This window comes from Bordetella genomosp. 10 (assembly GCF_002261225.1).
In the GTDB taxonomy this organism is placed as follows: Bacteria; Pseudomonadota; Gammaproteobacteria; order Burkholderiales; family Burkholderiaceae_B; genus Bordetella_C.
On record NZ_NEVM01000005.1, the window covers coordinates 1,021,486 to 1,036,364 of the forward strand.

The 14,879-nt window shown below is 68.3% G+C and carries 12 protein-coding genes; 4 read left to right on the forward strand and 8 right to left on the reverse strand.

What is annotated here, in order from left to right:
• Positions 1-3: 3 nt before the first annotated feature.
• From CAL29_RS20775 to CAL29_RS20790, 4 genes are all read right to left on the reverse strand, one after another.
• On the reverse strand, positions 4-981 hold the full coding sequence (locus tag CAL29_RS20775) for an ABC transporter permease (RefSeq protein ID WP_094854911.1): 978 nt from the start codon (positions 979-981) through the stop codon (positions 4-6).
• Entirely contained in the window at positions 978-3,269 is a 2,292-nt protein-coding gene (locus CAL29_RS20780) for an ABC transporter substrate-binding protein (protein WP_094854912.1), read from the reverse strand. The genes CAL29_RS20775 and CAL29_RS20780 overlap by 4 nt, the downstream gene beginning before the upstream one ends.
• Before the next feature lie 84 nt (positions 3,270-3,353).
• Positions 3,354-3,953, reverse strand: a complete 600-nt coding sequence (locus tag CAL29_RS20785) for a thermonuclease family protein (RefSeq protein WP_256977635.1) — start codon at positions 3,951-3,953, stop codon at positions 3,354-3,356.
• A gap of 203 nt (positions 3,954-4,156) precedes the next feature.
• Complete coding sequence (locus tag CAL29_RS20790; protein WP_256977636.1) at positions 4,157-5,221, reverse strand: magnesium and cobalt transport protein CorA; 1,065 nt, start codon at positions 5,219-5,221, stop codon at positions 4,157-4,159.
• 153 nt (positions 5,222-5,374) lie between these two features.
• Between CAL29_RS20790 and CAL29_RS20795 the strand changes: the two genes are divergently transcribed.
• Positions 5,375-6,313, forward strand: coding sequence for a DUF72 domain-containing protein (locus tag CAL29_RS20795; protein ID WP_094854914.1), 939 nt, complete (start codon positions 5,375-5,377; stop codon positions 6,311-6,313).
• 117 nt (positions 6,314-6,430) lie between these two features.
• On the forward strand, positions 6,431-6,676 hold the full coding sequence (locus CAL29_RS20800) for a hypothetical protein (RefSeq protein WP_094854915.1): 246 nt from the start codon (positions 6,431-6,433) through the stop codon (positions 6,674-6,676).
• A 10-nt stretch (positions 6,677-6,686) separates the two neighbouring features.
• Here the strand turns inward: CAL29_RS20800 and CAL29_RS20805 are convergent, their stop codons facing one another.
• Complete coding sequence (locus CAL29_RS20805) at positions 6,687-8,774, reverse strand: ATP-dependent helicase (protein ID WP_094854916.1); 2,088 nt, start codon at positions 8,772-8,774, stop codon at positions 6,687-6,689.
• Between the two features lie 302 nt (positions 8,775-9,076).
• Between CAL29_RS20805 and CAL29_RS20810 the strand changes: the two genes are divergently transcribed.
• Positions 9,077-9,526, forward strand: a complete 450-nt coding sequence (locus CAL29_RS20810; protein ID WP_094854917.1) for a PA2169 family four-helix-bundle protein — start codon at positions 9,077-9,079, stop codon at positions 9,524-9,526.
• 28 nt (positions 9,527-9,554) lie between these two features.
• A complete protein-coding gene (locus tag CAL29_RS20815) occupies positions 9,555-10,460 on the forward strand; it encodes a DUF72 domain-containing protein (RefSeq protein WP_094854918.1) in 906 nt (301 codons plus the stop codon).
• Between the two features lie 17 nt (positions 10,461-10,477).
• Here CAL29_RS20815 and CAL29_RS20820 read toward each other — a convergent pair whose 3' ends face one another.
• The 3 genes from CAL29_RS20820 to CAL29_RS20830 all read right to left on the reverse strand — a co-directional run bounded on the left by CAL29_RS20820 (position 10,478) and on the right by CAL29_RS20830 (position 14,811).
• Positions 10,478-11,653 (reverse strand): glycosyltransferase, encoded by a 1,176-nt coding sequence (locus tag CAL29_RS20820; RefSeq protein WP_094854919.1) that lies wholly within the window; start codon positions 11,651-11,653, stop codon positions 10,478-10,480.
• A 252-nt stretch (positions 11,654-11,905) separates the two neighbouring features.
• Complete coding sequence (locus CAL29_RS20825) at positions 11,906-13,798, reverse strand: TRAP transporter large permease (RefSeq protein WP_094854920.1); 1,893 nt, start codon at positions 13,796-13,798, stop codon at positions 11,906-11,908.
• The gene (locus CAL29_RS20830; RefSeq protein WP_094854921.1) at positions 13,795-14,811 is read right to left on the reverse strand and encodes a TRAP transporter substrate-binding protein; all 1,017 of its coding nucleotides are present in this window, start codon (positions 14,809-14,811) and stop codon (positions 13,795-13,797) included. Before CAL29_RS20830 ends, CAL29_RS20825 begins: the two co-directional genes overlap by 4 nt.
• Between the last annotated feature and the right edge of the window lie 68 nt (positions 14,812-14,879).

Genomic DNA, 14,879 nt, shown 5'->3' on the forward strand with positions numbered 1-14,879 from the left:
CGTTCACTCGAATCGAACCCGGGGGTCGGCCAAGGTATAGGAGATATCGGCCAGGATGAGGCCGACGATGTACAGCACCGAACCCAGGAACACCATGGCGCGCACGATGGAAAAGTCCTGCGCGTTGATGGCGTCGATGGTGTAGCTGCCCAGGCCCGGGATGCCGAAGAAGGACTCGGCGATGAGGCTGCCCATGAACAGCAGCGGAATGGCCGAGATCGTGCCGGTCAGGATGGGCAGCATGGCGTTGCGCAGCACGTGGCGGAACAGCACGGCGTTCTCGGTCAGGCCCTTGGCGCGGGCGGTGCGCACATAGTCCTTGCCGATTTCCTCCAGGAACAGCGTCCGGTAGAAGCGCGCTTCCGGCCCCAGCCGCGAGATCACCGCCACCAGCACCGGCAGCGCCAGGAACTTGACCATGTCCAGGCCCCCCGCATAGCCCGAATACGGCACCAGCCTCAGCTCCTTGGAAAACACCCACTGCCCCGCGATGATGTAGAACAGGCCGGAGATCGACAGCAGCACCACGCATAGCACCACGCCCCAGAAATCCAGGCGCGTGGCGCGGAAGAACACCAGCATCAGCGCGAACGCGATGCTGGCGTACAGCCCCAATATGAAGGTCGGCAGCGCCAGCGCCAGGCTGGGCCACATGCGCGTGCGGATCTCCCGGCCGATGTCGCGGCCGTTGTCGGACAGGCCGAAGTCCAGGGTCAGCAGCGGCACCGAGCGCTGGTAGAAGATGGTGTCGGTCGCCTTGCGCACGCCCGGCGCCGCGGCGTTGTAGAACAGCGGCTTGTCGTAGCCGCGCTCGACCTTCCATTTTTCGATGGCGTCCTGGCTGATGCGCTGACCGCCGATCGACAGGCGCGCCATGTCGTCGGGCGTATTGACCGCGAAGAACAGCACGAAGGTGAAGAGATTGACGCCGATCAGGATCAGCACCCCGTACAGCAGGCGGCGGACAATGTAGGCGATCATGGCGCGTTCTCCCCGCGGGCGCCGCTCGCGGCCGGCGCCTGTCCCGCGCGCGTGCCGAAAGCCGTTTGTGTTTCGCGGCGGCGCACGGCCACCCAGGACGGCCAGACGACCAGCACGGCCAGCGCCAGCAGCAGCCACAGCGGCCCCCAGCGCGGCTGGTTCCATTCCTGGATCTTGCGCGCGCGCAAGGCCGGGTCCAGCTTCATGTACTGCAAGGTATTGCGCACCATCTGGGTCGGCTTGGCGTTGCCCACCCACTGCTGGTACGCCCCGCCCGACTTGGGAAAATAGCCGAACATCCAGGGCGCGTCGCGCTGGACGATGGCCACCATGCGATCGATCAGGCGCTCCTTCTCGGGACCGTCGTCCAGGTATTTCATCTGCGCGAACAGCTTGTCGAATTCGGGGTTCTCGTAGTTGGCGGCGTTCTCGCCGCCCGAGGTCGCCTTGGCGTTGGGACCGTACAGCAGGAACAGGAAGTTCTCCGCATCCGGATAATCGGCGTTCCATCCCCACATGAACATCTGCGCCGCTCCGCGCCGCATCTTGTCCTGGAAACGGTTGTAGTCGGTCGAACGCACGTCCAGTTGGATGCCCAGCTTTTCGAGCTGGCGGCGCATCCAGTCGAACATCGGATTGGCGCCCATGCCGGTCATGGCGTCGTAGTGCAGCACCAGCGGCGCGCCCGTTTTCGCGTCGCGGCCGTCCGGATAGCCCGCCTCAGCCAGCAGCTTGCGCGCCACGGCCAGCGACTTGCGCACCGGCTTGCCGTCCACCACGTCATAGACCACGGGATTGATGCCCTCGGGCGGCTCGTGATAGCCGAGCACGCCGGGCGGCACCGGCCCGTAGGCCACCGCGGCCTGGCTGTTCTCGAAAATCGCGATGTACTCCTCCCAGTCGAAGGCGATGCTGATGGCCTGCCGCAGCTTGCGATTGCGTTCCTGCCGTTCGGGCGTATCGCCCTTGCCCACCACCGGGTCGTTCCAGTTGAAGCCCATGTACCAGTTCTGGGTCTCGACCGCGGTGGGTAGCTGGATGCCGTGCTCGCGGTATTTCTCCGCCTTCTCCGCCGAATCGCCCGCGGCCACCAGCATGGCCACGCCGTAGTCGCCGCGGTCGACCTGGGGAATGTCGTAATAGCCCTGCATGAATTTTCCCGACAGGGGAATGGTTTCCTTCTCGATGTTGAAGACCACGCGGTCGATGAAGGGAGTGGGCTTGCCGCAATCCGCCAGCCGCCCCGCCTCGCGGTCGCCCGGCTCGCCCACGCAGGGATAGGGCTCGCCGTGGAAATTGGGATTGCGCGCCAGCACGTGGCGGCGGTTCTGGATGGATTCCACCATCATGTAGGGCCCGGTGCCCACCGGCCAGGTATTCAGCGAGAGGTTGCGGGAAGCCATGCCCGGCTGGCTGTAGAAGCGTTCCGCCTCCCAGGGGACGGGCGCGGTAAAGGTCATCGCCAGCCAATACTTGAACTGCGGATATTTGCCCTTGACGCGGATGCGCAGCGTATGGGCATCCACCGCCTGGACGCCGTCGAAGCCGTCGGCGCGCAGGTCCATCCACGGCAGTTCCCGCTGGCCGGGCGCGAACCCGCGCCGCTGCGCCTGGTCGACCTGGCGCAGGTGGTCGCCGTACGCCTGCATGCCGACCACGTACTCGGCCATCAGGGAATAAATGGGGGAAACGATGCGCGGATTGGCCAGGCGGCGGAAGGCGTAGACGTAGTCGTCGGCCGTGAGTTCGCGCGTGCCCGTCTTGGGAAAATCCATGACGCTGGATTTGCCCTCCAGCTCGTCCGGCTTGAGGGGATAGTAGGTATAGCTGCCGTCGGCCTCGCGCGCGAACGCCGGATGGGGCTGGAAACGGATGCCCGGCCGGATGTGGATCTCGTACACGCTCTCGGCGATGGTTTCGCCGGGCGCGTCGGCCGGCAGGGGCCGGCCCTGGGCGTCCAGGTAGGACGGCGGATCGATGCTGGCGGCCGCCCGCGGGATCAGCTTGTATGGCCGCTGCAGATAGTCGTAGCCGTACAGGGTCTCATAGACGTTGTACGTATAGGGCGTCTCGTCGACCGAATAGGAACTGGCCGGGTCCAGGTACTTGGGGGAATTGCGGGCGAACGCGGTGTACAGCGTATTCTGCTTCTCCGCGCCCGCCGGATAAGGGCTGTTGATCGGGCTTTCGCGCCCGCAAGCCGCCAGGCCGGCCAGCAGCCCCAGCAGCGCCAGCCGGGCTACCCAGGCCCACGGGCCGGCGCCGGCCGCCCGTGCCCTCCATCGCATACCTGCCATCCGGTCTTCCCACTGAGTATGTCCACGCAATGCGGGAAGGATAACAAACTGTAGCCGGCCCTCCGGGACAGGATGCTAGGGCGAGGACGCGGGGGCGCCGGCGGCGCACTTGCCCTGGTTCCAGCATTGGTAGCGCCACTCCCAGGGCGCGATGGCGCCCGCCTGCGCCCACAGGCCCTTGCGCTGCTCGCGCGCCTTGCGCTCCACCGCCGGCAAGGAGGTGTCGCGCAGGTATTCGCCGTGGCGCGCCGTGTTGGCCCAGGCATAGCCGGCCTCCACCTGCTGCCAGTTCACCGTATGCCCCCCTTCGCCGGGCAGGTCGCAGACGTCGCGGGCATACTGGTCTTTTTCATAGCACAGCGCCGTCAGCGTCTTGCCGGCCACCATGGCCTCCAGGCTCTTGCGCGCCGCCTGGCCGAAAGGCTGGCCCGGCCGGACCTGCCCATGCCCCACTTCCGGCGCATCGATGCTGGCCAGGCGGACGCGGCGCTGGCCCTCGTCCGTCTGCAGGGTGATGGTGTCGCCGTCGGCCACGTTGACCACGCGGCCGTAGATCTCGTAAATCACGCTGCCGGCGCCGTTGACGCGCGCCGGCGCGTGCAGGGCCGACAGGTAGGCGACGCCGGCGCCGGCCAGCGCGCAGGCCAACGCGGCAACCGGCCGGGCCAGGCCCACGCGGCCGAACAGGACGCGCAGCGAGCCGGACGAAAGCGTGCGACGTGGACTGGAACGGGCGATGATGCGGTCTCCTGGGCCGATCGGTGGCCTCTCTCGATGGAGCGAATATTACCCGCGAGCGGCGCCCCGTGGACAGGAACGGGACGCTTATGCCACGGCATGCCGGCGCCCGGGACGGCGCGGCACGCCCATGGTTCACGTCATAGCCAGCCGGCGCGGCGGAATCGCCAATAGAGCAGGCCGCAGGCGACGGCGATGCCCACCAGCGCACTGGGATAGCCGTAGGCCCACTTCAATTCCGGCATGTGCTCGAAATTCATGCCGTAGATGCCGGCCACGGCGGTCGGCACCGCCAGGATGGCGGCCCAGGAGGCCAGCCGGCGGGTGGTGTCGTTCTGCTGCGATTGGCCGATCATCAGGCTGGCTTCGAAGGCGAAGGCCAGCGCCTCGCGCAAGGCGGCCACCAGTTCGTCGATGCGCACCACGCGGTCGGCCACCTCGCCGAAGTAAGGCCGCGCATTGGCGTCGATGGCGGTCATCTCCACGCGCGAGAGGCGGCGGCAGATTTCGGCCAGCGGCGCGATGGCGTTATGGATGCGCAGCAGGTCGCGCCGCTGGCGATAGAGCTTGCGGATATCGGAATCCTTGGCGCCGCGTATCAGCAGTTTCTGCTCGGCATGCTCCACCACGCTTTCCAGGCGCGTGGCGGCCTGCACGTAGCGGTCGACCAGCAGGTCCAGCAACTCGGACGCCACGTAATCGCTGCCGCGCGCCAGCAGGTCGGGCGCCGCCTCCAGCCGTTCGCGCACCACGCTGTGGCTGGCGGTCGCGCCGCGCCGCACGGTCAGCAGAAAGCCGTCGCCGATGACCAGTTGCGTTTCGCCGAACATGGGACGGTCGCCCTCGATTTCCACCGTGACGGCCACCACCAGCACCACGTGGCCGTAGTCGATGATCTTGGGCCGGCGGTGGGATTCGCCGATTTCCTCCAGCGCCTTGGGCCCCAGCCGCAAGGCGTCGCTGACCTCGGCCAGCAATTCCGGATGCGGATTCTTCAGGCCTATCCAGAGCAGGCTGTTTTCCTTGCCGATATAGGCGGAGAGTCCCTCGATGGGCACCCGCGCGGGGCTCCGGCCCTGCGTATAACCGACCGACGCCACGACTTCGCCATGGTGGTCGTCGAAATCGCGGTTGAGCGGCGCCACCACCACCGGCGGCGGCTGGAGTTCGGGGTACAGGAAATCCTGGTCTTCTCTTTGCATCATGGTCGAAGATAGTACCCCCCTTCAATCGACTATGGGGCGCCATGGCGGCGGGAATACGAGTTGCGGCGCACAAGGCTGTCGGACGGCGTTCCATCCCCTGACAGCGCCCTGACGGCCCTCCCTGACAGCCCTTTTCGATCCGAAGGAGCATCCATGGCCGCCCACTCTCCCCCTGCTCTGCGCATCGGCATTTCCGGCTGGCGCTACGCGCCCTGGCGCGGCCGTTTCTATCCGCCGGGATTGCCCCAGGCGCAGGAGCTGCCTTACGCCGCGCACCAGTTCTGCACCGTGGAGATCAACGGCACCTTCTACTCCCTGCAGCGTCCCTCCAGCTTTGCCGCCTGGCGCGACGCCACGCCGCGCGGCTTCGTCTTCAGCGTGAAGGGGCCGCGCTACATCACGCATACGCGCCGCCTGCGCGACATCGAGGAACCCCTGGGCAATTTCTTCGCGTCGGGCGTGCTGGAGCTGGGCGAGAAGCTGGGGCCCATACTGTGGCAGTTTCCGCCGGGCATGCGCTGGGACCGCGCGCGTTTCGAGCCTTTCCTGGACCTCTTGCCGCGCGACACCCAGGCGGCCGCGCGGCTGGCCCGGCGCCACGGCCCGCAAGTCAGGCAGATCGGCATTCCCCGCGCCGGTCCGCGCCGTCCCCTGCGGCATGCCGTGGAAATCCGCCATGAGAGTTTCGCCACGCCCGAATTCATCGCCCTGCTGCGGGCGCACAACGTGGCGCTGGTGACCGCCGACACGGCCGGCAAATGGCCCTGGCTGGAAGACGCCACCGCCGATTTCGCCTACGCCAGGCTGCACGGCGACAAGGCCCTGTACAGCAGCGGCTACGGCCGCCGCGCCATCGCCGAATGGGCGCGGCGCCTGCGCGCCTGGGCCGACGGCCATCCCGGGCCGCGCCCGCGGCTGGCGGACGATGCGAAGCGCGCCGGCGCAAGGAAAGCCGACGCTCCGTCGGCCGGTCCGCGCGACGTCTACTGTTATTTCGACAACGACGTGAAAGTGATGGCGCCGCGCGATGCGCGCGCGCTGATGCAGGCCCTGGGCCTGCCCATGGCGCCCGAACCGCCGGCGGGGGATTGAAGCGCGGCACGCGGTTTGCTTCGAAAAGGAAGCATGCTTCCGAGAGGCATGCCCGCGGCAGGCTCGCCCGCGGACCCGTGACGGAAAACGATGCCAGCAAGGCACAGGAGGTAGATCATGACCGAATCCCATCGCAAGGACCACGAATCCGAAGCCCGCAAACGGCGCCATGAAGGCACCGCCCAGCGGCCGGAAGACAAGGTGCCTACCTACCAGGAAGCGCTGGACGAAGCCGTGGAGGAATCCTTTCCGGCCAGCGATCCCATTTCGCCCAGCGTCGCCGAGAAGGCCGACCGCGAGGTCTCCACGCCCAAGGACGACAAGGATTGGAAGCTCAAGCCGGGCAGCCAGACCAAGCGTTGAACGGCGCCCGCTAGAACAACTTCCGCAATCGCGCGCCCACGTCTATCCTGGCGACGGGCGCGTTTTCGCGGGCGCGCAGCGGCGGCAAGGGCGGCGCCTTGGGCATGGCCTCGAACAGCGGCGCCAGGGACTCGGGGATGAAGCGCGTGCGCGAGCCGTAGACATGGCGGTCGCCCATGCCCGTCTGCTGATGCACGTAGAAGCGCTGCGGCACGATCAATTGCAGGTTTTCCTTGGCCCGCGTCATCGCCACGTACAACAGCCGGCGCTCTTCCTCGATTTCCTCGGCGCTGCCGGTGCTCATGTCGGAGGGGATGCAGCCGTCCACCACGTTCAGCACGTAGACCGACTTCCATTCCTGGCCCTTGGCCGAGTGGATGGTCGACAGGATCATGTAGTCCTCGTCGCGCAGCGGCACGCCGGATTCGCCGCTGGTGGCGTCCGGCGGATCCAGCGTCAGTTCGGTGAGGAAACGCTCGCGGCTGCCATAGCCGGCGGCGATGCGCGCCAACTGGTCCAGGTCGGCCTTGCGCACCCGCGCGTCCTCGTAGAGCCGTTCCAGTTGCGGCCCGTACCAGCGCAGGGCGATGTCGAGATCGCCGGGCCAGCGCAGGCCCGGCGCGCGGAGATCCGCATAGGCCTGGACCAGGCCGCCCCATTCGTCGCGCGCCGCCGCGCCCGGCTTGAAGGCCGCCAGCGCCGCCTGCGGATCCGGGGCCTGGCCCATGTCGTCCAGCAGGCGCGCCGCCGTGGCGGGCCCGACGCCGGGCAGCAACTGCGCCACGCGAAAACCCGCCAGCCGCCCGCGCGGATTCTGCGCCCAGCGCAGCAAGGCCAGCAGGTCCTTGATATGCGCCGCTTCCAGGAAGCGCAGCCCGCCGAACTTGACGAAGGGGATGTTGCGCCGCGTCAGCTCCAGCTCGACGGCGGCGCTATGACCGGAGGCGCGGAACAGCACGGCCTGCGACTTCAGGGCGGCGCCCGCCTCGCGCTGCGCCAGCACCTGGTCGGCCACCCAGCGCGCCTGGCCGGCTTCGTCGCTGACGCTCACCAGTTGCGGCTTGCTGGAGGACGCGCGGTCGGTCCACAGGTTCTTGGCGTAGCGTTCGCGCGCCAGGCCGATGACGGCGTTGGACGCGTCAAGGATGGGCTGGGTCGAGCGGTAATTGCGGTCCAGCGTGATGACGTCCGCGGGCTGCGCGAACTGGCCGGGAAAATCCAGGATGTTGCGCACCGTGGCCGCGCGGAAGGAATAGATGGCCTGCGCGTCGTCGCCCACCACCACCAGGCCCTGGCCGGTCGGCTTCATCGCCAGCAGGATGGCGGATTGCAAGCGGTTGGTGTCCTGGTATTCGTCGACCAGGATGTGGTCGAAGCGGCCGCCGACGTCGGCGGCGATGGCCTCGTGGCCCAGCATCTCGGCCCAGTACAGCAGCAGGTCGTCGTAGTCCAGGACCTGCTGGTCCTGCTTGGCCTCGACGTAGGCGCGGAACAGGCGCTTGAGCGCGTCTTCCCATTGCGCGCACCAGGGAAAGGCCTGCTGCAGCACCTCGCCCAGGGGCGCCTGGCTATTGACCACCCGCGAATAGATCGACAGGCAGGTTCCCTTCAGCGGGAAGCGCGACTCCGTGGCGCTGTAGCCGAGTTCGTGGCGCAGGATGCCCATCATGTCCTCGGAATCGCCGCGGTCGTGGATGGTGAAGCTCTCGGACAGGCCGATGCGGCCGGCGCAATCCCGCAGCAGGCGCGCGCCGATGCCGTGGAAGGTGCCGGCCCAGGGCAGCGAGGGCGGCGTCTGCCCGGCCCGCATGTTCATGACCTTGCGCAATACCGAACCGACGCGCCGTTCCATCTCGACGGCGGCGCGGCGCGAGAACGTCAGCAGCAGTATCCGTTGCGGGTCGGCGCCGTGCAGGATCAGATTCGCCACCCGGTGCGCCAGCGTGCTGGTCTTGCCCGAGCCGGCCCCGGCGATCACCAGCAAGGGGCCGGCGGGCTCGGCGCCGGCGCCATGCTCGGCCGCCGCGCGCTGTTGCGGGTTGAGCCCGTCCAGGGGATGGGGCGGCGTGGCGTCGGCGGGCGGGGAGGACTCGGACATGCGGAAAGGGGAAGATGAAAGGAGAAGCCAGGGCGGGCGAACGCCAGATGCTGAACGAAGGCCGGAATGAAAGGCGGAGAATGCAAGGACGCGGGGGGCGGACAGCAGGCATAATACTGGATATACATCCAGACGACGGTAACAATACCCGGGAACGTCGCTTGCAACTTGTTGAAAGCTTGACCTTTGAAAGCCTGCCGTCTGAAAGCTTGACCCCTGAAAACAGGGTTTCTGGCAGCATGGCCTCGGCGGGGCGGCGCCATGCATCGCGGACCCCGCGGCATCCGGACAAGGAGACTTCCATGGCCGACCGTATCGTCAAACTGCTCAATGATCTCGTCGAGACGTCCAAGGACGGTGAGAAAGGCTTTCTCGCCGCCGCCCAGGACACCCAGGATCCCGACCTGCGCACCTTGTTCCAGGAGCGGGCCGAGGCGTGCGGCAGGAACGCCGAGGAACTGCAGGCCCTGGTCAGCCGGCTGGGCGGCACGCCGGAAACCGGCGGCCACGTGACCGCCGCCGTGCATCGCGGATGGGTCCATCTCAAGGCGGCCATCGCCTCGCGCAGCGACGCCGACATCCTGCAGGAATGCGAACGCGGCGAGGACATCGCCAAGGGCCACTACGCCGACGCCCTGCGCGAGCCGCTGCCGGAGGACATCCGCGACCTGATCCAACGCCAGTACACCAGCCTGATGCGCCATCACGACCAGATCCGCGGCCTGCACGACCGCTATCGCGCGAGCGCCTGACGGACGGCGGCGGGAGCGGACGGCGACGATGTCAATACGGGTAGGCACCGCGTCCTGGACGGACAGGACCTTGCTGGCTTGCGGCCGCTTCTATCCGCCCGCGCTGCGCGACGACGCCGCCGGGCGCCTGCGCTACTACGCCGCGCGCTTCCCGCTGGCCGAGATCGACGCGTCCTACTATGCCCTGCCCGACCCGCGCCAGGCACAGGCCTGGGCCGAGCGCACGCCGGCGGATTTCGTTTTCAACATCAAGTCCTTCCGCCTGTTCACCGGGCACCAGACGCCGCTGCGCGCGCTCGATCCCGACCTGCGGCGCGAACTGCCGCCCGCCGATCCCGATACGGTGGTGTACGCGGACCAGCTTCCGGCGGAGATCCGCGAGGAGACCTGGCGCCGTTTCCTGATCGCGCTCGATCCCCTGCGCATGAGCGGCAAGCTGGGCGCCGTGCATTTCCAGTTCCCGCCCTGGATCCGGCCCGACCGGCGCGGCATGCTGCGCATACAGGATTGCGCCGCGCACATGGAGGAAGACCTGGTCGCCGCCGTGGAGCTGCGCCACGCCGGCTGGTACGAAGGCGCCGCCGCGCGGGCCTCGACCCTGGACTTCCTGCGCGGCCTGGGCGCGGCGCATACCGTGGTCGACGCGCCGCAAGGCCACGACAACACGGTGCCGGCGGTGTGGCAGGCCACGCGCGACGACCTCGCCGTCGTCCGCCTGCACGGGCGCAATACCGAAGCCTGGAACAGCCGCGGCGCGGCCTCCTCCAGCCGATTCCAGTACGAATACACCCCCGAGGAACTGGCCGAGCTGGCGCGGCAGGTCCGCGAACTCGCGCGCCGCGTGCGCGAGACCCACGTGGTGTTGAACACGAACTTCGAAGACCAGGGCATGCGCAACGCGCAGGGCCTGATCGCGGCATTGCAGGCGAGGTGACGAGGACCGCAATCCGGTCAGCGCGCGGCGGAAGCGTCGCCGAGCCCGCCCTGCGCGGGGGAGGCCAGCGCTTCCCGGCCCAGCGCGCGCGCATAGGCCTGCTCCGTCAACTGGACGAAGCGGTCGAGGCGGAAGGATTGCTCGCACTTGCGGCGCGCGGCCGCGCCCGCCTCGGGCAGCAGGGCCGGCCGCGCCAGCAGATGCTCCAGCAGGCGCGCGAGATGGCCGGCATCGCGCTCCGGCACCACCCAGCCGTCGACATACGGCGTGATGTTCTCCGGCAGGCCGCCATGGGAAGAGACGACCACGGGCTTGCCCATGGCCATCATTTCGCGGCAGGCGAAGGAGATGGTCTCGACGCGGTAGGAAAGCACGAAACCCATGTCCAGCGCGCCGATGAAGGTCCGCACGTCCTCCAGCCTGCCGGCCCAGGTGACGTGCTCGCGCATGCCCAGCGCGTCGATGCGGGCGCGCTGGATGTCGGACAGGGGCGCGCCGGCCAGGGCGATCTGCACCTGGTCGCGCAGCGCCGGCGGCAGGCGCGACACGGCCTCGACCATGTCCAGCCATCCCTTGTAGTCGTCGGTGCCGGCATTGCTGCCCAGCAGGAAGCGGCGGCCCGGCCGGCGCAGCAGCCGCGCGCGCAAGGCGCCCGCCTCGCCGCCCGGCGCGTCCGGCGCGAAATAGCGCGTGTCCACGCCGTTGCCGATGGTGCTGAGCGGGCAGCGTTGGTACGGGCTGTCCGCCAGCATGCGGCAGGCGAAATCGCAGACGCCGATGGCGTGGTCCGTGCCGAAGCTGGCGCGCAGCCAGCCGCCGAAGCGGGAGATGGGACGGTCGTTGTGCTTGGTGAAGACGATGCGCGGACGCTGCGCGCCCATGCCCAGCGTCGCCAGGATGGCCAGGCGGTGGTCGGCCGATCCGTTCACGTGCACCAGCTCCACCCGCTCGCGCGCGATCACGCCGCGCAGGCGCAAGGCGGCCTGGAACAGGCGATAGAAGCGGTTCGGAAAGGACTGGGCATACACCCGCACGCCCGGCACTTCGCCGGCGCGCCGATGCAGGGCGCTGCCCGGCGGCGCCGCGACCAGGACCTCGTGGCGGCGCGCCAGCGCGCGCGCCAGGCTCAGCACGTAGCTGGTGTGCCCGCCGGTCCCCCTGCTGGTGTGGAAGTTGGTGTACAAGACCTTCATCGCGCCCCCCGCTGCGTCCCGCTGCCGTCCCGCTGCCGTCCCGCCGACGGCCCTTGCCATCCCGGCATGATGACAGCCGCCCCCTGCGGCGATATGGCAGGGGCGTGACAAAAGACTGCGGAGTGGTTTTCGGTGAAACGGGCGGCGCGGCGCGCGCGGCGCCGTCCCCTCCTGCGATAAAAAGGGGACGGCGCGTAGCGCTTTACTGCCGTTTACAAACTCGCGCCGGGCGCGGGCCTTCCGGGCGTGGGCCTAGCGGAGGAAGCCGATGGACAGCCAGGGAACGGCGGCCACGATGATCAGCCCCAGGGCGATGGATACCAGGTATCCCACGATGGCGCGCATGCCGCGGTCGGGCGAGACCCGGCCGATGGCGCAGGCCGCGTAGTAGCCCACGCCGAAGGGCGGCGCGAACAGGCCGATGCCCATCGCCAGGATCACCACCATGGCATAGTGCACTTCGTGGATGCCCATCTGCTGCGCGATCGGGAACAGCAGCGGCCCGAACAGCACGATGGCCGGAATGCCTTCCAGCACGCTGCCCAGGATGACGAAGGCGACGATCGACACCGCCATGAAGGTGGCCGCGCCGCCGGGCAGTCCCGCCATCAGTTGCGCCAACTGGCTGGAGAAGCCGGACTGCGTCAGCGCCCAGGCCATGCCCGTGGCGGCGCCGATGATCAGCAGGATGGATCCCGACAGGCAGGCGGTGTCGACCAGCATGGGCCACAGGCGCCTCCAGTCGAAGCGGCGGTAGACCAGCAGGCCGATCAGTATCGAATACACGATGCCGATGGTCGACACCTCGGTGGCCGTGGCCACGCCCTCCACCACCGCGGCGCGGATGACGAAAGGCAAGGCCAGCGCCGGCAAGGCGATCACCAGCGTGCGCAGGATTTCGGCGCCGCTCGCGCGGCCCTCCGGCGCGCGTTCCTGGCGCCGGCTGCGCCGCCACACCACCACGCACAGCATCAGCGCCAGCACCAGCCCGGGCAGCAGGCCGCCGGTGAACAGCGCGGTGATCGACACGCCGGTCACCGAACCGATGGTGATCAGCACCAGGCTGGGCGGTATGGTCTCGGTCTGCGCGCCGGTGGCCGACAATAGCGCCACCAAGTCGCCATCCTGCGCGCCGCGTTTGCGCATCTCGGGAAACAGCACGGGGGCCACCGCCGCCATGTCCGCGGCCTTGGCGCCGGAGATGCCCGACACCAGATACATCGCGCCGATCAGCACGTAGGACAGGCCGCCGCGCACGTGCCCCAGCAGGCTGGCGAGGAAGGCCACCATGCGCTGCGCCATGCTGGTCATCTCGATCAGCAGGCCGAGGAAGACGAACAGCGGCACGGCCAGCAGGATCAGGTGCGACATGCCCTCGTCCATGCGTCCCACCACCACCATCATGGGCGTGCTGGTGGTCAGGGCCAGGTAGCCGAACGTGGCCAGGCCGAAGCAGAAAGCGATGGGAACTCCGGCGAAGACACAGGCCGCCACCACGCCGACGAAGAAGATCAGCAGGTTGTAGTTGCCCAGGTTCTGCAGGACGGGTTGCAGCAGATAGAGCGCGCCGACCACCAGCGCCACCACCACGATGGCCTTCAACGCGCTCTGCCAGTCGGCGCGTTCGAGCAGGCGCAGCAACGCCACCGCGACCATCAGGAGCGTGCCCACCGGCAAGGCCGCCGCGCGCCAGATATTGGGAATCTCCAGTGCCGGCGTGGTGACGTACTGTTCCTCGTAGGCGTATTCGTAGCCGGGCCCGACGATCAGCAACAGGAAGGCCAGCGCGGCGGCGATCGCCAGCATGTCGAGGAAGGCCCGCATGGCCGGCGACGCGCGATTGACGAAGGCCGTCATGCGCATGTGCTCGCCGCGCCGGAAGGCCACTACCGAGCCCAGCATGGCCAGCCACAGGAACAGGATGGAGGCCAGTTCGTCGGACCACACCAGCGGCGTGTGCAATACATAGCGCGCCACGATGCCGGCAAAGAGGATGACGACCTCGGCCACGACCAGCATCGCGGCCGGGATTTCCACCAGCCAGCCGATGCCCCTGTCCAGCCCCGCCGCCCAGGGGCGCCGCGCCACGGTGGGCACGGCGGCGGCGGCGGCAAGGCCGGCCGCCGGCTGCATCGGCGCGCTCATGAGAGCTTGCCGACCGACTGTTCGAGCAGGCCCCAGGCCTTGTCGCCGTACTTGGCCTTCCATTCGGAATAGAAGCCCGCCTGGCGCAAGGCGTCACGGATCGGGCCGGGCTCGGGCGTGTTGAACGCCAGCCCCTGCTTGGCCAACTGCGACTGCAGGTCGTTGTTCAAGGCCAGCACGTCGGCGCGCACGCCCATGGCCGCGCCGTTGATGTGCTTGGCCACCACCTCTTGCACGTCCTTGGGCAGTTTCTCCCACGCGCGCCGGTTCGACAGGAACCAGAAGCCGTCCCACATGTGGTTGGTCAAGGAACAATATTTCTGCACCTCGTACAGCTTGGCCGTCTGGATGATGGCCAGCGGATTCTCCTGCCCGTCCACCACCTTGGTCTGCAGGGCCGAATAGGTCTCGTTGAAGTTGATGCTCGCCGGCGCCGCGCCCAACGCCTTGAACATCGAGGTCCACAGCGGGCTGACCGGCACGCGGATCTTCAGGTCCTTGAAATCGCCCGGGCCGTTGATCGGCCGGTTGCTGGTGGTGACCTGGCGGAAACCGCTGTCCCAGATCTTGTCCATCACCACCAGGCCCTTGCCCTCGATCTCCTTGCGGATGTAGGCGCCCAGGTCGCCGTCCATCGCCTTCCACACCGCGTCGTAGTTCGGAAAGGCAAAGCCGATGCCGCTGATCGACGAAGCCGGCACCAGCGTCGAGAGTATCAGGCCGGACAGCGTGAAGAACTCCACCGCCCCCGAGCGCAACTGGCTCAAGGTGTCGGTATCCGATCCCAACTGGCTGCTGGGGAAGATCGCCAGCTCGAAACGGCCGTTGGTATCGCGCAAGATATTGGCCGCGGCTTCGCGCGCGCGCACATTCATGGGATGCGAGGGCGGCAGGTTGTTCGCGTACTTGTAGCGAAACTCCGGGGCCGCCAGCGCGCGGCCCACCGGCGCCAGCGCCAGGGCGGCGCCGCCGCCGGCGACCGCACCCATCAATTTGCGTCGGGTCAAATCCATGTTGTCTCCTGTCTCTGGTTGTCGACTCGTCCGCTTCGTCGAAGTGGAAGCGGAACGGGCCCGGCGTA